Origin of the sequence: Kineococcus rhizosphaerae, from assembly GCF_003002055.1 — a bacterium.
In the GTDB taxonomy this organism is placed as follows: Bacteria; Actinomycetota; Actinomycetes; order Actinomycetales; family Kineococcaceae; genus Kineococcus; species Kineococcus rhizosphaerae.
Genome location: NZ_PVZF01000011.1, coordinates 109,268 through 133,306 on the forward strand (window position 1 = coordinate 109,268; position 24,039 = coordinate 133,306).

Below are 24,039 nucleotides of genomic sequence, written 5' to 3' on the forward strand. Positions count from 1 at the left end.
GTCACCGACGTCCTGCGACCGGGGACCTCACCCCGGCGGCGCCGAGGCAGGCGGCCGCGATCTGCTCCGCCAGGTCCGGCGCCCCGGCGGGGGGCCGGGGCAGGTTCGCGGCCATCTCGACCAGGTGCAGGCAGGTGGCCCCGACCACCTCGGGCGTCACCGGGTGCCCCGGCGGGACGACCTGGGCGGCCAGGTCGGTGTAGACGGCCCCGAGCTGGCGGCGGTGCTCGTGGAACGGCGCGAAGCGCGGGTGCTGCGTCTCGGGCGCCACGTACAGGGCGGCGATCCCCAGCGGTCCGGCGAGCACCGTCCCCACGTCGGCCACCACGAGTGCGTGCAGCGCGGCGACGGCGTCGGGGGCGGCCGCCCGGATGGCGTCGACGAGGTCGAGGGTCGGCCGGACGGAGGCCTCCAGGAGCTCGAGGAGGATCTCGTCCTTGCCCGCGAAGTGGTGGTAGAGCGAGGCCTGCCGCATCCCCACGCTCTCGGCGATCGCGCGGGTCGACGTCGCCGCGAAACCCGACTCGGCGAACAGGGCCGCGGCGGCGTCGAGGATCTCCTGGCGCGGGGTGCGGCCGTCCTCACTGACCGCGCGGCTGCGCGGCCGGCCCACCCGTCCCGTGCTCACCCCGCCGATGCTGCCACGACCTGCCCGGACTCCGACCGCCGGGCGGCGAGCCAGGAACCGGCCGCGGTGATCTCCTGCGCCCCGGCCAGCGCGGCGGGCTCGGCGAGGAACCCGCGGACGACGCGCCCGTCGGACAGCGTGACCGCCCCGATGGTCATGGGCTGCGGCAGCGCCGCGACGAAGGCGCCGAAACCGCGCGCCGGCAGCCGCCACACCTCCCCCTCGATCGCGGCGCCCCCGGCGTCGCGGACCATCCCGGGTTTCGGCGGGACGGTGTCGAGGGCGTGCAGGCGGTACTGCGGTGCGGTGACCGCCGGACCGACCAGGCTCGCGCCCGCGGCGACGAGTTCGTGGTTGAGCGGCTGGCCGGACAGGTGGGCGCCGACGACGAGCAGGTCGACGCCGTGGTCGGCGAAGCGGTCGGCGAGCACCGCCAGCGTCCGGTCGCTGAACGCCGGGCCGGTGAGCATGACCCCGAAGGGCAGGCCGTCGACCGTGCCGGCGGGCACGGCCAGGGAGGCCAGGTCGAGCAGGTTCGCGAAGTTCGTGAACCGGCCCAGCCGGGAGTTCGCGGCGACGGGTTCGGCGGCGACGTCGGCGAGGGTGGGGTGTCCCGTCGTCGTCGGGGTGAGCAGCGCGGCGGTGCCGTCGAGCAGTTCCCGGGCGAGCGCGGCGATCTCGTCGACGCGCTGCCGGTCGCGGAACACGTCGACCGCGCCGACCGCCTCCCCCGCCCGGACGATCGCGGCGACCGTCGGGTCGAGGTCGGTGCCGACGAGGTCGGCGTGGGCGGCGATGTGGTCGCCCACCGCGGCGGTCCGCTCGGCGACGAACGCGCCGCCGTAGAGCAGTCCCGCAGCCTCCAGGAGCGGGGCGATGTCGACCTCCACGACCTCGGCCCCGCTCGCACGGACCTGCTCGACGTAGCGGGCGAACGCCTCGGCCCACCCGTCCGCCATCCCCGTGAGGTGCTCGGGGGTGGGGATCGCGACGCGGGGGCGGGCCGGGGGCGCGGGCAGCGGCGCGTCGGTGCGGGCGAGGGGGTCGCGGCCGTCGGGCCCGACCATCGTCTCGGCGACCCGGCGCGCGGTGGCCAGGTCGCGGGCGAAGACGGTGACGCAGTCGAGGCTGCGGCACGCGGGCACGACCCCGGTGGCCGGGACGAGACCGCGCGTGGGTTTCACCCCGACCAGGCCGTGCAGCGCGGCGGGCACCCGGCCGGACCCGGCCGTGTCGGTGCCGAGGGCGACGTCGACGAACCCGAGGGCGACGGCGACGGCCGACCCCGAGCTCGACCCGCCGGAGATCCGGTCCGGGGCGAACGCGTTGCGGACCGCGCCGTACGGGCTGCGCGTGCCCACCAGACCCGTCGCGAACTGGTCGAGGTTCGTCTTGCCCAGGACGAGGGCACCGGCGGCGCGCAACCGGGCCACCGCCGTGGAGTCCTCGGCGGGTTCGCGGGCGAAGGACGGGGCGGCCGCGGTGGTGGGCAGACCCGCGACGTCGATGTTGTCCTTGACCGCGACGAGGGTCCCCGCCAGGGGCAGCGCGGGGTCGATCGTCGCGGCCTCGGCCAGCACGTCGTCGAGCTCGCGCAGCGTGATCCACACCTCCGGCCGGTCGGCGTCGGCGATGCGGGCGTAGGCCTTCCGGACCTTCAGCTCGAGGTTCACGCGGCCACCTCCAGGGGTTTGAGGGCGAACAGCACCTGGCCGGCCGTGACGGCCTCACCGGGTTTGACGTAGACCTCCAGGAGTTCCCCCGCGGCGGGGGCGGTCACGGCGGTCTCCATCTTCATGGCCTCCAGCGCGAGGACGCGCTCACCGTCGGCGACGTTCTCGCCCGGTGCCCCCGACACCTGCCAGACGGTCGCAGCGAACGGGGCCTGCACCCCGACCGACCCCGCGGGCAGGTCGACGGGACCGGCGGCGACGGCCGCGGGCGGTTCGGGTTTGACGTCGAACTCCCCCGACGCGCGCCAGGCGGCCTTCTCGGCCTCGAAGGCGGCGGTCTGGGTGGCGCGGAACGCCTCGATGGAGGCTGCGTTCTCGGCGAGGAACGCCTCGTGCTCGGCGAAGGAGAAGACGCCGTCCTCGACGTCGACGGGCCCGCGCCCCGCGGCCGTCTCCTCGCGCAGTTCGAGGAGTTCCTCCGCCGAGACGGGGTACCACTCGATGCGGTCGAAGAACCGCAGCGCCCAGGGGTTCTCCGCGAACAGGCCGCTGCGCCGGAAGCGGTTCCAGATCTGCGTGGTCCGGCCGACGAACTGGTACCCGCCGGGTCCCTCCATGCCGTAGACGCACAGGTACGCACCGCCGATGCCGACGGAGTTCTCCGCCGTCCAGGTGCGGGCCGGGTTGTACTTCGTGGTGACGAGGCGGTGGCGCGGGTCCAGCGGGGTCGCGACGGGTGCGCCGAGGTAGACGTCCCCGAGGCCGAGCACGAGGTAGCTGGCGTCGAACACGGTGCGGAACACGTCGTCGACGGAGTCGAGGCCGTTGACGCGGCGGATGAACTCCAGGTTCGACGGGGTCCAGGGGGCGTCGTCGCGGACCCCGGCCATGTACCGCTCGATCGCCAGGTGCGTCGCGGGGTCGTCCCAGGACAGCGGGAGCCGCACGCGCCGGGACGGCACGACGAGGTCGCTGGTGGGCGGCAGCGCGTCGTCGAGCTCGCGCAGCAGACCCACGAGCTGGGAGGCGCGCAGCACGCTCGCGTCCGTGTGGACCTGCAGCGAGCGGATCCCCGGGGTGATGTCGAGGATCCCCGCGGGCCGGTTCTCCTGCAGCGCCGTCATCAGGGCGTGGACGCGCATCCGCAGGCCGAGGTCGAGGACCATGTCGCCGAACTCGACGAGGACGTTGTCGTCGCCGTCGCGCCGGTACGTCGCCGCGGGCCGGGTGGCGGTGCCGGGGACGCGGGCGAGGATCCCGTCGTCGCCGTCACCGCCGGAGGCGGGGTCCAGGCGCTTGAGCCGGGGCTGCGCGGCCTCGGCCTCGCGGACGGGGACGAACCGCACGCGGTCCCCCGGGCGCAGCTGGCCGAGCTTCCACAGCTCCCCGGACGTCACGACGGCCGGGCAGACGAAACCGCCCAGCGACGGGCCGTCGGGGCCGAGCAGGATCGGGGTGTCGCCCGTGAAGTCGATGGCGCCGACCGCGTAGGGGGTGTCGTGGATGTTCGACGGGTGCAGCCCCGCCTCGCCGCCGTCGGTGCGCGCCCAGCGCGGGCGCGGGCCGATCAGCCGCACGCCGGTGCGGGCGGAGTTCAGGTGCACCTCGTAGTCGGTGGCGTAGAACTCGTCGAGGTCGGCGCGGGTGAAGAACTCCGGGGCCCCGTGCGGGCCCTCGGTGACGCCGATCGTCCACGCGTCCGTGTACTCGGGGCGTCGCTCGTCGGGGACGGGTCCGCCGATGGTGGTGAACCCGTCGCCCTCGGGGGCGCCGGGCCGCAGCACGTCACCGGCCTGCAGGGCCCGCCCGCCGTGGCCGCCGAAACCGCCGAGGGTGAACGTCGACGCGCTGCCGAGGTAGTGGGGGACGTCGAGGCCGCCGCGCACCGCGAGGGCCAGCCGCAGCCCCGGCCCGGTGGCCGTGCCGACGGCCAGGGTCCCGCCGGCGGGGACCTCCACGGGTTCCCACATCGGCTGCGCGACCCCGTCGACCGTGACCTCGGCGGGAGCGCCGGTGACGCACACGACGGTGTCGACGGAGAACCGCAACGTCGGGCCGGTCGCGGTGATCTCCAGGCCGGGGGCCCCGACGGGGTTGCCCACGGCCAGGTTCGCCTCGCGCAGCGACCACGGGTCCATCGGGCCCGACGGGGGGACGCCGACCTGCCAGTGGCCCACCCGGCCGGGCAGGTCCTGCACGGTCGTCATCGCCCCCGGGGTCAGCACGTCGATGCGCGGGTCGGGGTCCTCGGTGATGTCCAGCGTGGACGTCGAGTGGGTCGCGGTGCGCAGCGGGAGGTCGTCGACCAGGGAGCGCAGCAGGCCCAGGTTCGTCACGACGCCGTCGACGCGGGAACCGGTCAGGGCCTCGCCGAGCAGGTCGAGGGCCGCGTCGCGGCCGGGGGCGGTCGCGATCACCTTGGCCAGCATCGGGTCGTAGAACGGGGTGATCTCCGAACCCGTCTCGACCCAGCCGTCGACGCGCACGCCGTCCAGGCGCGGGAACCCGGCGTTCGTCACCAGGCCGGGGCTGGGGGCGTTCTCCTTGGCGGGGTCCTCGGCGTAGACGCGGGCCTCGACGGCGACGCCGGTCGGGGTCCACGCACGGTCGAACGCGGCGTCGACGAGCGGGTCGGCGTGCCCGTCACGGGCCAGCCGCAGCATGAGGTCGACGAGGTCGACGCCGTAGGCGAGCTCGGTGACGGGGTGCTCGACCTGCAGACGCGTGTTGACCTCCAGGAACGCGGCCTCCTCGCGGACCGGGTCGTAGACGAACTCGACCGTCCCCGCCGACCGGTAGCGCACCGAGGCCATCAGACCGGCCGCGGTGGAGGCGATCTGCTCGCGCACGTGCGCGGGCAGCGCGGGGGCGGGTGCCTCCTCGACGACCTTCTGGTTGCGGCGCTGCAGGGAGCAGTCGCGGTCGCCGATGACGGCGATCCGGCCCTGGCCGTCGCCGAAGACCTGCACCTCGACGTGCCGGGCCGGACGCACGAGGCGTTCGAGGAACACCCCGGTCGAACCGAAGTTCGCGGCGGACAGCCGCACGACGCGCTCGTACGCCTCGCGGACCTCCTCGGCGGTGGCGCAGGCCTGCATGCCGATCCCGCCGCCCCCGCCGGTGGCCTTGAGCATGACGGGCAGGCCCACCTCCGAGGCCGCGCGCACGGCGTCGTCGGCGTCGGCCAGCAGGCCGGTCCCGGCGAGCATGGGGACCCCGGCCCGCCCGGCCAGCTCCCGGGCGGTGTGCTTGCTGCCGAAGGCGGTGATCTGCTCGGGCGTGGGCCCGACGAACGCGATCCCTGCGTCCTCGCAGGCGCGGGCGAACTCGACGTTCTCGGACAGGAACCCGTAGCCGGGGTGGATCGCGCCGGCACCCGTCTGCTGCGCCGCGGCGAGGATCGCGTCGGCGCGCAGGTAGCTGTCGCGGGCCGGGGCCGGGCCGAGCCGCACGGCCGTGTCGGCCTCGCGGACGTGCGGGGCGGCCCGGTCGGCGTCGGAGTACACGGCGACGGTCCTCAGCCCGAGGGCCTTCGCGGAGCGCAGGACGCGGCAGGCGATCTCGCCGCGGTTGGCGACGAGGACGGTGTCGAAGCTCATGCCGGTGCTCCCGTCGGCGCCGTCACGATCATCCGCAGCGGCGTGGGGTTGAAGTCGTTGCAGGGGTTGTTCACCTGCGGGCAGTTCGAGACGACGACGAGGAGGTCGACCTCGGCGCGGAACGCGACCCGCTTGCCGGGGCCGGAGATGCCGTCGACGATGCCGAGGGTCCCGTCGGCCTCGACCGGGACGTTCATGAACCAGTTGAGGTTCGAGACGAGGTCGCGGGCCGACAGCCCGTGCCGGGCCCCCTCCGCCAGGAAGTTCTCCCGGCAGCCGTGCTGGTGCTCGGTGTGGTGGCCGTACCGCAGGGTGTTCGACTCCTTGCCGCAGGCGCCGCCGATCGTGTCCTGGCGTTCCACCTCGTTGCCGACGACCGTCGCGAGGGGGTTGCCGTGCTGGCTGCGCAGGACGGTCCCGGTCCGGACGTAGGCGTTGCCCTGCCAGGCGAGGGTGTCGGGGACGCTGTAGCGCTCGGAGCGGTCGGCGTCGGAGAACAGCAGGCAGTCCGCGGACTGGTTGCCGCCCACGTCGACGATGGTCAGGACGTTCCCGGCGGCCACGACGGCCGACCACGGGGCACGGGGGGCGACGCGCTCGTCGAGGACGACCTCGCCGTCGACGAGGGGGCCGCTCCAGTCCAGGACGGTCTCGGTGATCGTCACAGTCCTCGTGCCTCCGCGTGCTCGATCGTGTTCAGGTAGGCCCGGTGCAGTTCCGGCGTGCTGGTGAAGCGCTCGTCCGCCGGTCCGGTGGGTCCGTCGCGCCAAGCGTGGACCCGCAGCGGTCCCACGGTGAACTCCGGGCGCGGGTCCAGCGGGTGCGCGGTGTTCGCCACGAGGACGATGAGCGGCAGTTCGGCGAGGAGTTCCACCTCGGCCGGGCCCGTCGAGCCGAGCCAGTCGAAGGCACCGTCGGCCCCGACCCGGACGCCCTGGAAGAAGCTGACGCTCGGGGGCAGGTCGCGCGGTCCGAGCCCCTGCTTGGCGGCGGCGAGGGTGAGCAGCCCGCGTCCCGACGGGCTCGGTCCCTCGGGGGCCGCGTCACCGTACTTGCGCGTGTTCCAGGCGTCGGAGGTGGTGCCGCAGAACGCGTCGTGCCGCCCGGAGGTGTCACCGACGACCGTCGCGAGGACGCGCCCGTCGCCCGACAGCAGCGGGTGCCCCGCCCCGAGGTAGGCCTGCCAGGGGATCTTCTGCGTGTCGGCCACGTTCAGCCGTTCCCACGGCGCGACGGCGGAGAACAGCAGGACGTGCGCGCAGGCGTCGCCCGTGACGTCGGTGAACCGGATCCGGGTCCCCCGGGCGACGACCTTCGAGGTGTAGCCACCGGGGGCCACGGTCTCGGCCCAGGTGAGCCGGGACGGGTCGACGTCGGCCGGGGCGAACGGGGAGCTCGACGCGGGCAGGTAGGGCATGGCGTCGGCGAGGGTCCCGGCCTGGGACCGGGCGTCGTCGCGGGCGGCGGCCAGGGTCGCGGTGTTCCTCACGCGGGTTCCTCCACAGGGGTGGTGCGCTGCGGCGCGCTGACCAGCAGCTGCCCCAGGACGATCTTCCCGCCGTGGCGGGAACGGTTGCGGCGGTGGACGAGGGCACCGACGACGAGGGTGGCGGCGATGAACAGCAGGGCGCTGTACTGCAGCCACCAGGTGCCGTCGGTGAGGTCGTAGACGCTGGCGCGCGGCCAGGCGAGGTTGACGACCATGACCGTCTGGTAGACGACGGCGAGGACGTTGACGGGGACACCCCAGCGGCCCAGGGAGAACAGCGGTTTCCCGAACTCGTCGGTGCCGCCGGTGGGCAGTTCCCCGCGGAGCCGGCGGACCAGCAGCGGCAGCGTCACGCCGAGGTAGGCGAGGTACAGCATCGCGATGCAGAGGCTGGCCAGGGCGGTGAACACGGCGCTCTGGTCCCAGTTCACGGCCAGCGCGATCGCCGCGCCGAGCCCCACGAGCACGGCCGCGCCGATGGGGGTCCCGGTGCGCGGGGAGACCCGGCCGAGCAGGTCCGCGAACGGGAACGCCTTCTCGCGGGCCATCGAGTAGACCATCCGCGACCCCGAGGTCTGGACGGCGAGGGTGCAGACGACGACGGCGATCGCGACGCACACCAGCAGCAACCGGCCCCCGACGTCACCGAGGCGCGCCGTGAGGACGTACGCCAGACCGCCGCCGGCGAGAGAGCCGTCGGTCAGGCTCGGCGCGGCGACGACCCCGCCGACGAGCAGCAGGGCACCGCCGACGCCGGACAGCACGAGGGCGCGCAGGATGGTGCGCGGCGTCGTGGCGCGCGGCGCGCGGGTCTCCTCGGACAGTTCCCCGGCGGAGTCGAAGCCGACCATGACGTAGGCGGCCATGAGGGAACTCGCGAGCCACAACCCGAGGTAGTTCCCCTCCCCCGCGCCCTGGCTGGTCAGGACCACCGAGGGGTTCCGTTCGGCGTGGCCGAACAGGGCGACGACGAGGACGGCGACGCCGATGATCTCGACGACGACCCCGGCGGAGGTGATGACCGCCATGAGCCGGACCCCGACGGCGTTGACGACCGTGGTGACGACCAGCAGCAGGACGCCGAGGACGACGGCGTTCTGCGCACCCGTCGCCGACACCGGGGAGGAGTCCGCGCCGGATCCGCCGACGAGCTGGAACCCGGACCAGATCGTGGGCAGGACGGCCTGCAGGGCGATCGCCGCGGTCGCGACGGTCAGGACCTGGCCGATCACCATGACCCAGCCGGTGAACCACCCGACGTCCGTGCCGGCCAGCCGGCTGGACCACTGGAAGACCGCCCCGGAGATGGGGTAGCGCGCGGCGAGCTCGGCGAAGCACAGCGCGACGAGCAGCTGGCCGGCGAAGACCGTGGGCCAGGTCCAGAAGAACCCGGCACCGCCGAAGCTGAAACCCAGCCCGAAGAGCTGGAACACCGTGGTGAGGATCGAGACGAAGGAGAAACCCGCGGCGAACGACGCGAAGGGACCGACGTTGCGGCGCAGCTGCTGGCCGTAGCCGAAGCTCCCGAGGTCGTGGCTGTCGGGGGCGTGGTCGGGGTGGGAGCGGGGTGCGGGAACGGACATCGGTCGATCCCTCCGGTCGGTGGCTCGTGAATACCTGTCGATCGACAGGTATGGCTCCGAGTCTGGCCGAGGAGGTGTTTCGCGCGTGTTTCCGGACCGTCAAAGTCTGGTTACCCCACCGGTCGTCGATCAGCGGGAACCCGGGAGGGGCGGACACCTCCTGGGACGACGAGTGCTCATTCGGCCACGAAGGACCCGGCGGAGGGGTGGGCGGAGACGTGAGGATCGCGCGGGCCCAGCCACGCCTCGAACCCGTCCTCGCCCGGGACCGCGCCGTCGGCGGCCTGCGCGGCCGCCTCCTCGCGGGTGGTGGCCAGGACGTCGGCGAAGGCGGCCCGGACCCGCCGGCGGTCGGCCGGGTCGGTGCCGGTGACGACCAGGTGCGTGCTGCGCTCACCGGGGCGCCAGGTCCCGCTCACCCCGATGCTCAGCTGACCGCCGGCGCCGTTCCACTCGCAGACCGTGCCTGGGCGGGTGGTCAGGCGGAAGGTGCCGCGGGCCCGCAGGCGTCCGGCACCGAGGTCCTCGATGCGCTCCAGCAGCCGCCCCGGGTGCAGGGTGTGCGCCGACGTCAGCTCCGTGGTCCACACCCCGCAGGTGTCGGTGACCGGGGGCCGGTGCACGGCCAGCGGGTCGGCGCGCACGCTCGTGCGGTGCCCCCCGCCCAGGGGGGCGGTCAGCTGCGTGGCGTCGACCCGGTCCAGCGGCAGCACGGGCACCGCCGGTCCGCACAGGTGGGCCAGCAGCGTGCGGGCGTGCTCGTCGGGGATCCCGTCGGCCACCACCAGGTCAGCCTCGTCGAGCTGCTGGGCCAGGACTTCGCCCACCGCCCGCTCGTCGTCGTCGCCGGAAGCGGTGCTGCGCTCGGACAGCAGCGCGTCGCCGAGCAGGTCCTCGACGACGCCGGCGGCCTCGACGACGGCCACGACCCCGCGCACCGCGACCACCTCGCGCAGGTCCTCCTCCGCGCACAGCGCGGCCAGCAGCGGTGCGGGGTCGGCGGCGACGGGCAGGGCCAGCACGAGGTCGGACCAACGACCGCTGGCGGCGATCGCGGCGACGGTCGGCAGGACGTCCTCGCGCTGGGCGCAGCCCAGGCAGGCGTGCTCGAGCGGGACCAGCACGTCCTCCACGATCCCGGCGGCGTCGCTCACGACGCGCCGCAAGCCGTCGGGGAGGAGGTCGTAGCGCAGGACGACGGCGCCGGGGACGTCGCAGAACACCGCGCCGGTGGCCAGGTCCCGCTGGAGCGGGTGGACCGAGGTCACGAGGGTGATCGGCAGGACGGGATTCACAGGCACCTCCACATGAGAACGATTCTCGTTTAGAGTGACGTTACCAGCCGTCGAACCCTGGAGGAGTCCTGTGCCCCGCCCCGCCGACACCTCGTTCACCCCACCCAGCCCACCACCGCCCCCCTCCCTCCGGGGCTGGGTGCTCGTCCCGGCCGGCGAACCGGGCCTGCTGCACCGGGCCCGGTCCGTGGTGCGCACCTCGCGCGACCTCGTCCTGGTCTCCCTCGACCCTGCGGCGGCGACACCGGCCCGAGCCCGCCTGGGGGTGGGACTGGAGTTGCCCTGGACCGCACCGCGACCAGGACGGCTGGTCTGGTTCGGTGACCTGACCGCCCTCGAGACCGCCGCGGTGCTGGAGTGGATCGCCGGACCGGTGGCGGGGCTGGCGACGGTCCCCGCCGCACTGCGCCACCGGGTCACGGTGGTGCAGCCGGCGGCGATCCACCCGCAGGGTCAGCCGCGCCCGTAGCGGCGGCGGAACTTCTCCACCCGCCCCTCGGTGTCCAGGACCCGGGCGTTCCCGGTCCAGAACGGGTGGCTGGCTGCGGAGACGTCCACGTCGAAGACGGGGTAGGCCCCGCCGTCGGCCCACTCCAGCGTCGGCAGGTCGCGACGCCCCGCGAGGGTGGAGTTCGACAAGAACTCGACGCCGGCCGCCTTGTCGCGGAAGACGACGGGCCCGTAGGCCGGGTGCAGGTTCGGTTTCACGGTTCCTCCTGTAGATGAGATAGGTTCTCAACAGTACGACCACCACCCACCCGTCACGACCAGGGAGGAAACGTGTCCGCCCACTGCCAGGTCACCGGAGCCGTTCCGGGGTTCGGCAAGTCCGTCTCGCACTCGCACCGGCGCACCAACCGTCGGTTCGACCCGAACGTCCAGCGCAAGAAGTGGTTCGTCCCCTCCCTCGGACGCACCGTGACGCTGACCGTGTCCGCCCGCGGCATCAAGACCGTCGACAAGCGCGGCATCGAATCCGTCGTCGCGGAACTGCGGGCCCGGGGGGAGAAGCTCTGATGGCGAAGTCCCAGGACGTCCGCCCGGTGATCAAGCTCCGGTCCACCGCCGGGACCGGGTACACCTACGTCACCCGCAAGAACCGGCGCAACGACCCCGACCGCATGGTCGTCCGCAAGTACGACCCCGTCCTGCGACGGCACGTCGACTTCCGCGAGGAGCGCTGAACCGTGGCCAAGAAGAGCAAGATCGCCAAGAACGAGCAGCGCAAGGAGATCGTCGCCCGCAATGCCGGGCGCCGGGCGGAGCTGAAGAAGACGGCGGTGAACCCGCACCTGAGCCCCGAGGAACGGGCCGTGGCCCAGCTGGCCCTGCAGAAGCTGCCGCGCGACGCCAGCCCGACCCGGGTCCGCAACCGCGACGTCTCCGACGGCCGTCCGCGCGGTGTCCTGCGCAAGTTCGGGTTGTCGCGGATCACGATGCGCGACATGGCCCACGCCGGGGAACTCCCCGGTGTCACGAAGTCGAGCTGGTGAGAGGAACCCCGTCGTGAAGGTGCGCGCGTCCCTGAAGAGCCTCAAGCAGAAGGAGGGGTCCATCGTCGTGCGGCGGCACGGCAAGGTCTACGTCGTGAACAAGCGGAACCCGCGCTGGAAGGCGCGACAAGGCTGACGCGGGGTCTGGACGACGGCGACCGTGATCCCTTCGCGCACCCGCAGGGCTGCCCGGCGCAACGGCCCCCTCGTGGGCACGGGAGGATCGGGGCGTGCAGACCATCACCGCCGCCGACGTCACCACCGCCGCCACCCGCACCACGGGCCGCGTCCGGCGCACGCCCGTCCTGCAGGTCGCCCCGGACCTGTGGCTGAAGCTGGAGTTCCTGCAGCACACCGGGACCTTCAAGGCCCGCGGCGCGCTCAACCGGCAGCTCGCCGCCCGCGAGCGCGGGGAGCTGGACCCGGACCGCGGGGTCGTGGCCGCCTCCGGGGGCAACGCGGGCCTGGCCCACGCCCACGCCGCGGCCCAGCTCGGCGTGCCCGCGACGGTGTTCGTCCCCGAGTCCGCCCCCGTCGTGAAGGTGCGCAAGCTGCGCGACCTCGGCGCCGACGTCCGGCTCGTCGGGGAGCAGTACGCCCAGGCCTACGAGGCCGCCGTGGCGTACGCGGACGAGCGCGGTGCCGTCTTCTGCCACGCCTACGACCAGCCGGAGGTCGCGGCCGGGGCGGGGACGCTGGCCCTGGAGGTCCTGCAGGACGTCCCGGACGTGGACACCGTCGTCGTCGCCGTCGGCGGCGGGGGGTTGTTCGCGGGGGTCGCCGCCGGTCTGGACGGCGCGGCCCGCGTCGTCGCGGTCGAGCCCACCGGCGCCCCGACGCTGCACGACGCCCTCGCCGCGGGCGAGCCCGTCGACGTCGACGTGTCCGGTGTCGCGGCCGACTCCCTCGGCGCCCGCCGGATCGGGGAGATCGGCTTCACCGTCGCCCGCCGCACGAACCCCGTGAGCCTGCTGGTCGACGACGCCGCGATCGTCGCCGCCCGTCGTGACCTGTGGTCGCGGTTCCGGGTCGTCGCCGAGCACGGCGCCGCCGCCGCGTGGGCCGGGCTCGACGCCTACCACCCCGCCGACGGGGAGCGGGTCGTCGTCGTGGTGTGCGGGGCGAACACGGACCCGGCCGACCTGGGGTGACGCCCGAACCACCGCGATGACGACAGCGTCATCGCTGTAGCGACAGGAGCCTGGTGGACGCCGCGAACCCCCTGCGCAGCATCGCCTCCACCGTGGATGCGGACGTCCTCCTGGTGCTCGCTCGCACGCACCGCGCCGTCAGCGGTGCCACCGTGGCGCGGCTGGGGGGCCGTTCCTACGCGCGCACCCGCGCCTGCCTGCACCGGCTCGTGGCGCACGGACTGGTCACCGCCGAGGACGCGGGCGCGGCGGTGATGCACCGCCTGAACCGCGATCACGTGCTCGCAGGACCGGTCGAGCGCCGGCCCCGAGAGCGACATCGACGTGCCCCTCGTCCACCAGGCGGCCGACAGCGAACCGTGGGGCGATGCGGCTCACGAGACGGGTCGGGAGCTCGAGAGGACGACGGGCAACGCGGTGCAGTTCCTGACCCTCGGCACCACTCAGCTCGCGCGGGGCGTCGCCGACGGTGAACCGCTCATCGCCGGTCTCCGCCAGGACGGGCGGGTCCTGTCGGCCCTCCCGTGCGCGACCTGCTGGCGCCCGCGTGAGCGACCGGGGCCGAGGACGGGCTGGCACCCTGGTGGACGCGGCGGTGGACCGGATCAGGTGACCCGGTCCGACCGGCGTCAGCGTGGGTCGTTCTCGCACCCCACTCCGTCGTGGTCGCTGTCGAGGCCCGGTCGGTAACCGGGCTCACCGCTGCGGATCGGGCGCCCGATCGCGTTCCACACCGCCGTGCAGTTCGCGTAGTACACGCCCGTGCTCGGCGGCGTCGTCACCGGCGGCGTCGGAGCCGCGGCGATCTGCTGGTTCACCCGCGCCCCGGTGGCCGACGACCACTCGACGTACCCGCCCTGGAAGTCGACCCGCCGCCCGCCGGCGATGGCGTACTCGTCGCTCGTGGGGTACCCGAGGGAACCGCCCTCGTACCCCGTCGAGCCGTAGGCCGCGAGCAGGTCACCGCACAGCGCGTGGGCACCCGTGGTCGGCGACCAGTACGCCGTCCCGCCCTGGAAGCGCTGGTAGACCCCGGAGGCGACGCTCGGGAGTTCCTGCGTGGCGGGGTAACCGAGGCAGCCGTTCTCGAACCCGAAGCGGCCGTACAGGTCGCGGAAGGAACCGGAGACCGTGTGCGCGCCCGTCGCGGGCGACCAGTAGGCGACGCCGCCCTGGAACAGCTGGAACACGCCGCCGCGGATCGGGACCTCCTGCGAGGTCGGGTACCCGAGGAACCCGTTCTCCCAGCCGAGGGACCCGAACAACTGCGCGAACGCACCCGAGACGCTGTGGGCGCCGGTCGACGGTGACCAGTACAGCGTCCCGCCCTGGTACTGCTGGTAGACGCCACCGGCCCCCGCCGGGTTCTCCCCCGAGGTCGGGTAGTGCAGGAACCCGTTCTCCCAGCCGGTCGAGGCCCACAGGTCGCGGAAGGACCCCGAGACGTCCCAGGCACCGGAACCCGGGCTGAAGTAGATCGCGCCGTTGCGGAACGTCGCGAAGCTGCCCGTCGCCGTCGGCTGCTCGCACCCCGCGGTGCCGCCGAGCTTCCCGGCGGCTCCGCCGAGCTGGTCGTAGCGCGCCTGGACGGGCTGCTGCAGGCACTCGGCGGCCGAGGCCGTCCCCGCCGTCGCGACCGTTCCCCCGACCAGCAGCGCCGCTGCCGCCACCACCGCGCGTCCTCGCACGTCCCGCTCCTTCGTCGCAGTGAACCTCCGCACCGCAGGCTAGGGGAATGCGGGACCGGGTGCGGGTGGAACGGGCGAATCCCTCCCGCGGGCGGGCACCGGAGCACCCGACCGCGGGAGGACGCCGGGTCAGCGCCCGTCGTAGGACAGACCCGCCCCCCGCGCGAACATCGGGTCGGCGGAGTCGTCGGCCACGTCGGGCAGCTGGGCCGTGACGGCGGCCTCGGACGACGGCAGTTCGAACGGCAGCCGTCCACCGGGCGCGCGCCGGCCCAGGACGGTGTCGAGCAGCACCTCGTCGGACACGCCGTAGTTCGCGAGCACGGCGTCGGCGACGGAGGCCACGCCCGTCAGGACGAGCGGGCGGTCGAGCTTGGGCACGGCGACGGTGGGGGTCCCGGCGGCGGCCGCGGCCCGCAGCAGACGCACGTCGGCCTGCTCCTCGGTGGGTTCCAGGCCGGTGAGGTCGGCTCCGGAGCGCGGGTCGGCGATGCGGACGACGGCGAGGTCGGCCTTCGTCGGGTCCTCGGTGACGCGCAGCCCGCGGGCCCTCGCCACGGCCGGGTCGATGCCGGCGAGGTAGACGGTGCGGACGGAGGCGCGGCTGACGGGCAGCAGGTCGTCGGTGTTCTGCAGCAACGTCAGCGACCGTTCCTGCGCCTCGTCGCCGATTCGCTGGAACCGGGCGTTGCCGGCGAGCCGGCCCGCGGCCGCGGGGTCGACGAACGGGTTCTCGAACAGGCCGAGCTGGAACTTCTGGACCAGGACGCGGTGGGCGGCCTGCGCGACGCGCTCGGCGCTGAGCAGCCCTTGCTCGACGGCGGCGACGACCTGCGTGGAGTCGGAGTCCCCGCCGATCTGGTCCACGCCGGCGTTCAGGGCCTTGGCGAAGCGCTCGGTGCGGGTGGCGTTCTCCATGCCCCAGGGCATCCCCACGCCCCACGAGCCGATGAAGCTGTTCGGCGGCCGGTTGTCGAGGCACTCCTGCGGGCAGTCGCCGGTGATGCCCCAGTCGGACAGGACGACCCCGTCGAAACCCTTCTCGCCGCGCAGGACGTCCTGCAGCAGGTAGGAGTTGAACCCGGCCCCCACCTGCTCGACCTCGTGGCCGTCGCGCACGAGGTTCTCGAGGATGGAGTAGGTCGGCATGATGCCGGCGGTCCCGGCCTCGAAGGCGCCGTCGTAGGGCACCAGGTGCTCCTCGAAGTTCCCTCCGGGGAACGCGGCGTAGCGGCCGTAGGCGTAGTGCGAGTCGTAGCCGTTGACCTGGGCGCCGTACCCGGCCCAGTGCTTGGTGACGGTGGCGACGCTGTCGCGGGTCAGGCCGTCGGTGCCGCCCTGCACGCCGTCGACGTAGGCACGGACTTCGTCGCGGGCGGTCTCGGCGTCGGAGCCGAAGGTGCCGTTGATGCGCGTCCAGCGCGGTTCGGTGGCGAGGTCGGCCTGCGGCCCGAGGAGCTGGGCGATGCCCATGGCGCGGAACTCCTGGCGCACGACGTCGCCGGCGCGCCGGGTCAGGTCGGGGTCGCCGGCGGCGGCCAGGCCGGTCGGGTCCGGCAGCGACGTGGTGCCCTTGCCCGCGACGGTCTGCCCCTCGACCTCGGAGAAGCCGTTGCGGGGGTCGCTGGAGACGAGCACGGGGATGCCGAACGGTTGCTGCTCGGCGATGAGCTGCACGAGGTTGTTCGCCTCGGCGATCTGCGCGGGTTCGGCCGACAAGCGGGTGATCATCGTGGTGACGTGCCGGTCGGCGATGTCGCGGACAGTGGCGGCGACGTCGTAGGTGGTGCCGGAGGACGTGAGGTTGCCGTGGACGAGCAGACCGGCGCGCTGGGCGAGGTCCAGGCGCGCCAGCAGGTCGTCCGCGCGCTGCTCGGGGGTCAGGCGCCAGTCCTCGTAGGGGGTCACGCGGCCGTCGCGGTCGAGGTCGCGGAACTTCAGGCCGCCGACGTCCAGGATCGGGGCGCCGCGCGTGGACAGCACCGGCTGCGCGCTCGTGCGGGCGGCGGGGGTGGCCGGGGCGGCACCCGCGGCGGTGGTGCCGCCGACGGTCACGGCGACGAGACCGGCGAGCACGGCCGCGGCCCGCGAACGGCGCAGGCGACGGGGGACCGGGGGGTGGGCGTCCATGATTCTCCTTCGAACCGGGCGGCGTCGTGCCCGGCGGCACCGCCGGGCAGGGGAACCGTACACGAATTTCTCAGGAGGCTCAGAAATTGGTGGCGGCGGCGGGCGGCCGTGGGAGGCTGGCCCCGTGCCGACCACCGACACCAGCCGCCGGGGCGGGCGCGGTGAGTACGCGAAGTCGGCCCTGCGCCGGCAGGAGATCCTCGACGCCGCGCTGACGGTCTTCGCCGCGTCCGGCTACCGCAGCGCCTCGCTGCGCGAGATCGCCGACCGCATCGGCATCTCCCAGCAGGGGCTGACGTACCACTTCCCCACCAAGGACGCCCTGCTCGCCGCGGTGCTGCAGGCGCGCGGCGAGCGCCACCGGGCGCTGTTCGAGAACGGCGAGACCACCCCGGCCGGGCACGTGCGGGCGCTGCTCGACCTGGTGGAGCACAACCAGGCGACCCCCGGGCTCGTCGAGCTGCACTGCACGCTGTCGGCCGAGGCCACCGCGCCCGACCACCCCGCCCACGGGTACTTCCAGGAGCGGTACTCCGGCATCGTCGCCCACCTCGGCCGCGTCTTCGGGCAGCTGCGCGAGCAGGGTCTGCTGCGGGAGGGGGCCGACCCCGCGGGCTGCGCGCGCGGGCTGGTCGCGCTCATGGACGGGCTGCAGGTGCAGTGGCTGCTGTCGGGCCGCGGCTTCGACATGGCCGCCGACGTCCGCGCGCACCTGACGTCGGTGACGACCCTCGACCTGACCTGACCTGACCTGATCCGATCTGACTCGACCCGCGTCAGGCGAGCGGCGGCGCCGTCGTCCCCCGCACGATGAGCCGCGTCGGGAAGGGCCCGAGGTCGCGCGGCGGGCGGCCCGCGAGCAGGTCCAGCACCTTCTTGCCCGCGGCCGCCCCCAGGGCCTCGGGGTCCTGCGCGACCGTCGTCAGGTCGGTGAGCTCGGCCAGCGGGTGGTCGTCGATGCTGATGACCGAGATCTGCCGCGGGACCTCGATCCCGGCCCGGCGCAGGCTGCGCATGGCCCCCAGGGCCACCTCGTCGGAGAACGCGAACACGGCGCTGGGCAGCTGCCGGCCTGACAGCAGCCGGTCCATGCCCTCCGCACCCCCGCGCGACCCGCCGGACCAGGACACGACGAGTTCCTCGTCGACCGGGATGCCGGCCATCTCCATGGCGGTGCGGTACCCCTCCTCGCGGTCGCGCTGCGCCTGCCACGCGCGGTCGGTCGCCGCGACGGTGTTGAGCAGCGCGATGCGACGGTGCCCGAGCTGGAGGAGGTGGTTGACGGCCTGCTGCGCCGCGAGCACGTCGTCGATCGCCACGTAGGGGACGGTGTCCCCGTGGCTGCCGGCCGCCACGACCGCGACCCCGGCGTCGGCGAGCTTGGCGAGTTCGGGGGGCGTCAGCGCGATGGCGACGACGACGAGCGCGTCCACCTTGCGGCGCACCGGCATCGTGGCGAAGAACTGCACCCGTTCGTCGGGGTCGTCGACGCACCGGACCAGCAGGTCCAGACCGGCGGGACGCAGTTGACGCTCCAGGCCGACGACCACGGAACTGCAGTACCAGCTGGGCAGGTCGTGCAGCACGACGGCGACCCGGCCCGTGGCGCGGCCGGCCAGCGCCGCGGCCTCGGGGTTCACGACGTAGTCGAGTTCGGCGGCGACGGCGAGGATCCGGTCCCGGGTGCCGACGCTGACCCCCTCGAGCCCGCGCAGCGCGCGCGAGACCGTGCCGAGGGAGACCCCGGCCCGCTGCGCGACGTCCGCCATCCGCACCTCGGGCACGGGCGGGTCGTGCTTTCGGGGGAGTTGTCGCGACGTCGCGGGCATGGGTGGATTCCAGCACCGTTCGACGTTCCGGTCCAGCGCCTCGGCCGCGGAACGGGTCCCACAATCGTGTGCGTTACCAAGTTGCAACGCAAGCGGTTGCGTCGCGCTGACCTGCACCGACACTCAGGTAAACGCTTGCGTGAAAGTCGGTTGCGCGTTGACGGCCCTCACAGCCGGGTGTGTAGTTCTCCCGTCGGTCCGGGTTCGCCGAGGAGCCCGGCTGGGAGGTGACTCCCGTGGGGAACCGGTCGTTCCCGCCCGCTCTCGACGAAGAGGAGAACGCCGTGTTCGGCAAGTCCAGTCTGTCCCGCAGAGTGACCCTCCCCGTCGCCCTCGCGGCGACCGGCGTCCTGTTCCTGGGCGCCTGCGGGGGTGGGAACGACAGCGGCGGGAACTCCGACGCCGCCAAGAGCGGGAACGACACCGGTCCCATCACGTACGTCCAGGGCAAGGACAACAGCAACATCGTCCAGCCCGCCATCGACAAGTGGAACGCCGCGCACCCGGACGAGAAGGTCACGCTCAAGGAGCAGACCGACCAGGCCGACCAGCAGCACGACGACCTGGTGCAGAACTTCCAGGCCAAGAACGCCGACTACGACATCGTCAGCGTCGACAACATCTGGACGTCGGAGTTCGCGGCCAAGGGGTGGCTGGTCCCGCTCGAGGGCGACTACGCGCTCGACACCTCCGCGCTGCTGCCGGCCACGGTCAACGCCGCCACGTACAACAAGAAGGTGTACGTCGGGCCCACCAGCTCCGACGGTGGCCTCCTCTACTACCGCAAGGACCTCGTCCCCACGCCGCCGACGTCGTGGGACGAGCTCATGGCCGACTGCTCGATCGCCAAGCAGAACAACATGGACTGCTACGCGGGCCAGTACGCGCAGTACGAGGGTCTCACCGTGAACATCGCCGAGGCCATCAACACCGCGGGTGGCTCGGTCCTGTCCGAGGACGGCAAGACGGCGACCCTGGACACGCCCGAGGCCAAGGCCGGCCTGGACCGGCTCGTCAAGGCCTTCCAGAACGGCGACATCCCCAAGCAGGCCACCACCTACCAGGAGGAGCAGGGCCGGCAGTCCTTCGAGGACGGCAAGCTCCTGTTCCTGCGGAACTGGCCGTACGTCTACAGCCTGGCCAAGACGGACGGGTCCTCGACGGTCAAGGACACCTTCGGCGTCGCGGCTCTGCCGGGCAACGGCGACGGCAAGCCCGGCGCCTCCAGCCTCGGTGGTCACGCCGCCGGGATCAGCGTCTACTCCGACCACAAGAAGACCGCCTTCGAGTTCCTGAAGTTCCTGGAGTCCGAGGAGATCCAGAAGGACTGGCTGACCCAGGGTTCGGCCGCGCCCGTCCTCTCCTCCCTGTACGACGACCCCGCGCTGGTGCAGCAGTTCCCGTACCTGCCCACGCTGAAGACGTCGATCGAGAACGCCGTGCCGCGGCCCGTGACGCCGTTCTACCCGGCCGTCACGAAGGCCATCCAGGACAACGCCTTCTCGGCGCTGTCCGGCAGCAAGTCGACGGATGCCGCCCTGAGCGACATGCAGAAGTCGGTCCAGAACGCCATCAGCGGCGGTCAGTGACCTGAACCCGCACACCGGGGGCCGGACACCCGCGACGACGCGGGTGGGCCGGCCCCCGGTGGACAGTCCCGAGGAGGACGCATGAGCGCCACATCCGGTGTCGCCACCGGCGAGTACGCACAGGGCAAACCCCCGCTCAAACCAGCCAAGCGAGCGAGCCTGCACGACGGCTCCGGCCGGCGCGCGGCGCTGCTGATCGCCCCCACGATCGTGCTCCTCGCGATCGTCATCCTGTACCCGGTCGTCTCGGCCGTGTCCCAGTCGTTCACCAAGGACGCCGGCCTCGACCCGGCGACGGGCATGTTCGTCCAGGGCGGTTTCGCCGGGGTCTCGAACTACAAGCTGTGGCTCCTGCAGGACTGCGGCAGCGGCGCCTTCAGCTGCCCGCCCGGCACCCTGGGATCGCAGTTCTGGACCGCCACCGGGGTGACGTTCCTGTTCACCGTCGTGGCCGTGACCCTGGAGACGGTGCTGGGGATGATCTTCGCCCTGGTCATGCACCGCAAGTTCAAGGGCCGCGCGATCCTGCGCGCCAGCGTCCTCGTCCCGTGGGCCATCCCGACGGCCATCACCGCGAAGCTGTGGTACTTCATCTTCGCCTACGACGGCATCGCCAACCACCTGCTGGGGACCCAGATCCTGTGGACCGGCGACGGCTGGGCCCCCAAGTTCGCCATCATCATCGCGGACACCTGGAAGACCGCCCCCTTCATGGCCCTGCTGATCCTCGCCGGTCTGCAGGTCATCGACGAGGGCGTCTACGAGGCCGCGAAGATGGACGGCGCCGGGGCCTGGAAGCGCTTCGTCCACATCACGCTCCCGCTGGTGAAGCCGGCGCTGATCGTGGCGGTGCTGTTCCGCACCCTGGACACCCTGCGCATGTACGACCTGCCGGCGATCCTCACGCACGGCGCGGGGAACACGTCGACGTTGTCGATGCTCGTCGTCGACCAGGTCAGATCGGGGTTCAACGCCGCGTCGGCGCTGTCGACGATCACGTTCCTCATCGTGTTCCTCGTCGCGTTCATCTTCATCAAGTTCCTCGGCGCGAACGTCACGGCGCAGAAGGCGCCGAAGGCGAAGAAGGCGGGTTGACATGGCCACCACTGCCACCACCGGGTCCCGCGGCAAGGTCAAGGTCACCAGCTCGGGCGTCGAGGTCGTCCAGCGCCGCCGGCCGCTGTCCACGACGCTGACGTACGTCGGGGTCGTCCTGATCTGCCTGTGGGGGCTGCTGCCCTTCTACTGGATGATCGTCACCAGCTTCCGCGACGTCGGGTACACGTTCGACACGACGCCCTGGTTCACCCACGTGACGCTCGACAACTACGCCACCGCGTTCTCCACCGCCCGCGGCAACCACTTCGGGCGGGCGCTGGGCAACAGCGTCGTCATCGCCGTGGCTGTCACGGTCATCGGCATCCTGGTCGGCGTCTTCGCGGCCTACGCGCTGGCCCGGCTGGAGTTCCGCGGGAAGTTCTACGTCCTGGGCCTCATCCTCGGGGCGTCGATGTTCCCGGGCGTCGCGCTCGTCACGCCGCTGTTCCAGCTCTTCACCAACATCGGCTGGCTGAACACCTACCAGGCGCTGATCATCCCGGACATCTCGTTCGTCCTGCCGCTGACGGTCTACACGCTCACGGCGTTCTTCACCGAGATGCCGTGGGAGCTGGAGGAGTCGGCCCGCATGGACGGCTGCACCCCAGGCCAGGCGTTCCGCAAGGTCATCCTGCCGCTGGCCGCGCCCGGCATCTTCACGACGGCGATCCTGGCCTTCACCGCGGCCTGGAACGAGTTCCTCCTCGCCAGCCAGCTGGGCGGGGACAAGGTCCAGCCCGTCACGGTCGCCATCGCGAGCTTCGCCGGGGCCCAGCCCCACCAGGAGCCGTACACGGCCGTCATGGCCGCCGGCACGATCGTCACCGTCCCGCTCATCGTCCTGGTGCTCGTGTTCCAGCGCCGCATCGTCTCCGGCCTCACGGCTGGCGGCGTGAAGAGCTGACGCACCCGCACCGACCGAGACAGGAGACCGCCGTGAGCACCCCCAGCCGTCGCCCGGACGTCCCGGCGAGCGCCGTGCGCGCCCGCAAGAACGCCCAGCACCTGGAGACGTTCGGCGGTCTCCTGATCGCGATGACCGTCCTCGTCCTCGGGTTCACCGTGTACGCGGAGGTCACGGGGGCGCCCGCGCTCAAGCTCGTGGGCGTCCTCGTCCTGCTGCTCGTCGCCGACGTCGTCGTCGTCAAGGCCGCCCGGTCCCAGCGCGCCCGCTCCGAGCAGCGGTGAACGCCGACTGGTGGCGCCAGGCGGTCGTCTACCAGGTCTACCCGCGCTCCTTCGCCGACGCGAACGGCGACGGCACGGGTGACCTGGTGGGCCTGACGGCCCGCATCCCCCACCTCGTGGCCCTCGGCGTCGACGCCGTGTGGCTCAGCCCGTTCTACCCCTCGGCCCTGGCCGACGGCGGGTACGACGTCGACGACCACCGCGACGTCGACCCGAGGATCGGCACCCTCGACGAGTTCGACCGGATGGTCACCGCCCTGCACGCCGCGGGGATCAAGCTGATCGTCGACATCGTCCCCAACCACTCCTCGAACCGGCACCCGTGGTTCCAGGCCGCGCTGGCCGCCGGGCCCGGCTCCCCCGAACGGGAGCGGTACGTGTTCCGCGGCAGCGAGCACCCGCCGACGGACTGGGTCGCCAGCTTCGGCGGGCCCACCTGGGAACGCGTCGGCGACGGCGAGTGGTACCTGCACATGTTCGCCCCCGAGCAGCCCGACTGGAACTGGGACCACCCCGACGTCCGCGCCGACCACGAGCGCACGTTGCGGTTCTGGGCCGACCGCGGGGTCGACGGGTTCCGCATCGACGTCGCGCACTACCTGACGAAGGACCTCAGCGGGACGCTGCCGTCGCAGGCCGAACTGGCCGGGTGCCCGGAGGGGACGCACCCGTTCAACGACCGCGACGACGTCCACGAGGTCTACCGCTCGTGGCGGAAGGTCTTCGACGAGTACGACCCGCCGAAGACGGCCGTCGCCGAGGCCGTCGTCCCCACCCACCGGCGCCCCCGGTACGCCTCCGCCGACGGGCTCGGGCAGGCGTTCAACTTCGACCTGCTCGAAGCCGACTTCGACGCCCGGCGGTTCCGCGACGTCGTGGAACGCAACCTCGCGCTGGCGACCGAGGCGGGGTCGACCTCGACGTGGGTCCTGTCGAACCACGACGTCGTCCGGCACGTCTCGCGGTACGGCCTGCCCGACGGCACGTCGTACCCGCAGTGGCTGCAGACCGACGGCACCGAACCGGAGCCCGACCTCGCGCGGGGACTGCGCCGGGCCCGGGCGGCGACGGCGTTCCTGCTGGCACTGCCCGGCTCGGCGTACCTGTACCAGGGCGAGGAACTCGGTCTGCCGGAGGTCGCGGACCTGCCGGGGGTGGTCCTGCAGGACCCGACGTGGATCCGGTCGCTGGGGACGTGCAAGGGACGCGACGGGTGCCGCGTCCCGCTGCCGTGGACGCCCGACGGGCCGACGTTCGGGTTCGGCCCGGACGGCGGCCTGCCCGCGCACCTGCCGCAACCGTCGTGGTTCTCCCGGTACGCCGCGGCCGCGCAGGCCGGCGACCCCACGTCGACGCTGTCCTTCTACCGGCACGCCCTGGCCCGGCGGGCCGAGCTGCAGGGCCCGGAGTCGCTGGAGCCCCTCGACGCCGGTGAGGGGGTCGTCGCGTTCCGGCGTCCGGGCGGGTGGACGTGCGTCACGAACTTCACGACCTCCCCGGTGCCGCTGCCCGCCGGGGACGTCGTCCTCGCCAGCTGGGGCGACCCGCGCGGCGGGGGGCTGGCCGCGATCGCCGGCGAGGGCACGGTCTGGCTGCGCGGCTGAGG

Annotated in this window: 23 protein-coding genes; 12 read left to right on the top strand and 11 right to left on the bottom strand. The window is 73.2% G+C overall.

Annotated elements, in window-relative coordinates:
- Position 1: 1 nt before the first annotated feature.
- The 7 genes from CLV37_RS28205 to CLV37_RS20030 all read right to left on the bottom strand — a co-directional run bounded on the left by CLV37_RS28205 (position 2) and on the right by CLV37_RS20030 (position 10,273).
- Positions 2-628, bottom strand: coding sequence for a TetR/AcrR family transcriptional regulator (locus CLV37_RS28205; protein WP_211298807.1), 627 nt, complete (start codon positions 626-628; stop codon positions 2-4).
- Positions 625-2,301: an allophanate hydrolase gene (locus CLV37_RS20005; protein ID WP_106213718.1), complete on the bottom strand. Its 1,677-nt coding sequence runs from the start codon at positions 2,299-2,301 to the stop codon at positions 625-627. Before CLV37_RS20005 ends, CLV37_RS28205 begins: the two co-directional genes overlap by 4 nt.
- Complete coding sequence (gene uca, locus CLV37_RS20010; protein WP_106213720.1) at positions 2,298-5,900, bottom strand: urea carboxylase; 3,603 nt, start codon at positions 5,898-5,900, stop codon at positions 2,298-2,300. Before uca ends, CLV37_RS20005 begins: the two co-directional genes overlap by 4 nt.
- On the bottom strand, positions 5,897-6,565 hold the full coding sequence (locus CLV37_RS20015; RefSeq protein ID WP_106213722.1) for an urea amidolyase associated protein UAAP2: 669 nt from the start codon (positions 6,563-6,565) through the stop codon (positions 5,897-5,899). The genes uca and CLV37_RS20015 overlap by 4 nt, the downstream gene beginning before the upstream one ends.
- Positions 6,562-7,389, bottom strand: a complete 828-nt coding sequence (locus tag CLV37_RS20020; RefSeq protein WP_245885498.1) for an urea amidolyase associated protein UAAP1 — start codon at positions 7,387-7,389, stop codon at positions 6,562-6,564. Before CLV37_RS20020 ends, CLV37_RS20015 begins: the two co-directional genes overlap by 4 nt.
- On the bottom strand, positions 7,386-8,972 hold the full coding sequence (locus CLV37_RS20025) for an APC family permease (RefSeq protein WP_106213724.1): 1,587 nt from the start codon (positions 8,970-8,972) through the stop codon (positions 7,386-7,388). Before CLV37_RS20025 ends, CLV37_RS20020 begins: the two co-directional genes overlap by 4 nt.
- Before the next feature lie 176 nt (positions 8,973-9,148).
- Positions 9,149-10,273, bottom strand: coding sequence for a GTP-binding protein (locus CLV37_RS20030; RefSeq protein WP_170127388.1), 1,125 nt, complete (start codon positions 10,271-10,273; stop codon positions 9,149-9,151).
- A 64-nt stretch (positions 10,274-10,337) separates the two neighbouring features.
- Here CLV37_RS20030 and CLV37_RS20035 point away from each other — a divergent pair, with 64 nt between their 5' ends.
- Positions 10,338-10,736 carry a hypothetical protein gene (locus CLV37_RS20035; protein WP_170127389.1) on the top strand — a complete coding sequence of 133 codons (399 nt, stop codon included), beginning with the start codon at positions 10,338-10,340 and terminating at the stop codon, positions 10,734-10,736.
- Here the strand turns inward: CLV37_RS20035 and CLV37_RS20040 are convergent.
- Positions 10,721-10,975, bottom strand: coding sequence for a type B 50S ribosomal protein L31 (locus CLV37_RS20040; RefSeq protein ID WP_106213730.1), 255 nt, complete (start codon positions 10,973-10,975; stop codon positions 10,721-10,723). The two genes, CLV37_RS20035 and CLV37_RS20040, sit on opposite strands and share 16 nt — an antisense overlap.
- Before the next feature lie 72 nt (positions 10,976-11,047).
- Between CLV37_RS20040 and rpmB the strand changes: the two genes are divergently transcribed.
- The 5 genes from rpmB to CLV37_RS20065 all read left to right on the top strand — a co-directional run bounded on the left by rpmB (position 11,048) and on the right by CLV37_RS20065 (position 12,911).
- The gene (gene rpmB / locus CLV37_RS20045; RefSeq protein WP_106213732.1) at positions 11,048-11,284 is read left to right on the top strand and encodes a 50S ribosomal protein L28; all 237 of its coding nucleotides are present in this window, start codon (positions 11,048-11,050) and stop codon (positions 11,282-11,284) included.
- Positions 11,284-11,451: a 50S ribosomal protein L33 gene (gene rpmG / locus CLV37_RS20050; RefSeq protein ID WP_106213734.1), complete on the top strand. Its 168-nt coding sequence runs from the start codon at positions 11,284-11,286 to the stop codon at positions 11,449-11,451. Before rpmB ends, rpmG begins: the two co-directional genes overlap by 1 nt.
- 3 nt (positions 11,452-11,454) lie before the next feature.
- Positions 11,455-11,760, top strand: coding sequence for a 30S ribosomal protein S14 (gene rpsN, locus CLV37_RS20055; protein WP_106213736.1), 306 nt, complete (start codon positions 11,455-11,457; stop codon positions 11,758-11,760).
- Positions 11,761-11,773: 13 nt separating this feature from the next.
- Positions 11,774-11,896 carry a type B 50S ribosomal protein L36 gene (ykgO, locus tag CLV37_RS20060; RefSeq protein ID WP_106213738.1) on the top strand — a complete coding sequence of 41 codons (123 nt, stop codon included), beginning with the start codon at positions 11,774-11,776 and terminating at the stop codon, positions 11,894-11,896.
- A 94-nt stretch (positions 11,897-11,990) separates the two neighbouring features.
- Positions 11,991-12,911, top strand: coding sequence for a serine/threonine dehydratase (locus tag CLV37_RS20065; RefSeq protein ID WP_211298808.1), 921 nt, complete (start codon positions 11,991-11,993; stop codon positions 12,909-12,911).
- Between the two features lie 629 nt (positions 12,912-13,540).
- On the opposite strand, the gene CLV37_RS20070 is transcribed toward CLV37_RS20065, so the two are convergent.
- Entirely contained in the window at positions 13,541-14,599 is a 1,059-nt protein-coding gene (locus CLV37_RS20070) for an excalibur calcium-binding domain-containing protein (protein ID WP_146149507.1), read from the bottom strand.
- 129 nt (positions 14,600-14,728) lie between these two features.
- Positions 14,729-16,729, bottom strand: a complete 2,001-nt coding sequence (locus tag CLV37_RS20075) for a glycoside hydrolase family 3 protein (RefSeq protein WP_106213742.1) — start codon at positions 16,727-16,729, stop codon at positions 14,729-14,731.
- A 124-nt stretch (positions 16,730-16,853) separates the two neighbouring features.
- On the opposite strand from CLV37_RS20075, the gene CLV37_RS20080 reads away from it, so the two are divergent.
- Positions 16,854-17,474 (top strand): TetR/AcrR family transcriptional regulator, encoded by a 621-nt coding sequence (locus CLV37_RS20080; RefSeq protein WP_211298809.1) that lies wholly within the window; start codon positions 16,854-16,856, stop codon positions 17,472-17,474.
- Between the two features lie 31 nt (positions 17,475-17,505).
- Here the strand turns inward: CLV37_RS20080 and CLV37_RS20085 are convergent, their stop codons facing one another.
- Entirely contained in the window at positions 17,506-18,513 is a 1,008-nt protein-coding gene (locus CLV37_RS20085) for a LacI family DNA-binding transcriptional regulator (protein ID WP_211298810.1), read from the bottom strand.
- 359 nt (positions 18,514-18,872) lie between these two features.
- On the opposite strand from CLV37_RS20085, the gene CLV37_RS20090 reads away from it, so the two are divergent.
- The 5 genes from CLV37_RS20090 (at position 18,873) to CLV37_RS20110 (ending at position 24,037) form a co-directional block, all read left to right on the top strand.
- Positions 18,873-20,147, top strand: a complete 1,275-nt coding sequence (locus tag CLV37_RS20090) for an ABC transporter substrate-binding protein (protein ID WP_245885499.1) — start codon at positions 18,873-18,875, stop codon at positions 20,145-20,147.
- Between the two features lie 81 nt (positions 20,148-20,228).
- A complete protein-coding gene (locus CLV37_RS20095; protein ID WP_106213748.1) occupies positions 20,229-21,242 on the top strand; it encodes a carbohydrate ABC transporter permease in 1,014 nt (337 codons plus the stop codon).
- A gap of 1 nt (position 21,243) precedes the next feature.
- Complete coding sequence (locus tag CLV37_RS20100; protein WP_106213750.1) at positions 21,244-22,149, top strand: carbohydrate ABC transporter permease; 906 nt, start codon at positions 21,244-21,246, stop codon at positions 22,147-22,149.
- A 32-nt stretch (positions 22,150-22,181) separates the two neighbouring features.
- The gene (locus tag CLV37_RS20105) at positions 22,182-22,433 is read left to right on the top strand and encodes a hypothetical protein (protein WP_106213752.1); all 252 of its coding nucleotides are present in this window, start codon (positions 22,182-22,184) and stop codon (positions 22,431-22,433) included.
- Positions 22,430-24,037, top strand: coding sequence for a glycoside hydrolase family 13 protein (locus CLV37_RS20110; protein ID WP_106213754.1), 1,608 nt, complete (start codon positions 22,430-22,432; stop codon positions 24,035-24,037). The genes CLV37_RS20105 and CLV37_RS20110 overlap by 4 nt, the downstream gene beginning before the upstream one ends.
- The last annotated feature ends 2 nt before the right edge of the window (positions 24,038-24,039 follow it).

Coding starts and splice junctions, on each gene's coding strand:
- CLV37_RS20095 (WP_106213748.1), top strand. CDS start 20,229: ATGAGCGCCACATCCGGTGTCGCCACCGGCGAGTACGCACAGGGCAAA.
- uca (WP_106213720.1), bottom strand. CDS start 5,900: ATGAGCTTCGACACCGTCCTCGTCGCCAACCGCGGCGAGATCGCCTGC.
- CLV37_RS20025 (WP_106213724.1), bottom strand. CDS start 8,972: ATGTCCGTTCCCGCACCCCGCTCCCACCCCGACCACGCCCCCGACAGC.
- rpmG (WP_106213734.1), top strand. CDS start 11,284: ATGGCGAAGTCCCAGGACGTCCGCCCGGTGATCAAGCTCCGGTCCACC.
- CLV37_RS20075 (WP_106213742.1), bottom strand. CDS start 16,729: ATGGACGCCCACCCCCCGGTCCCCCGTCGCCTGCGCCGTTCGCGGGCC.
- CLV37_RS20100 (WP_106213750.1), top strand. CDS start 21,244: ATGGCCACCACTGCCACCACCGGGTCCCGCGGCAAGGTCAAGGTCACC.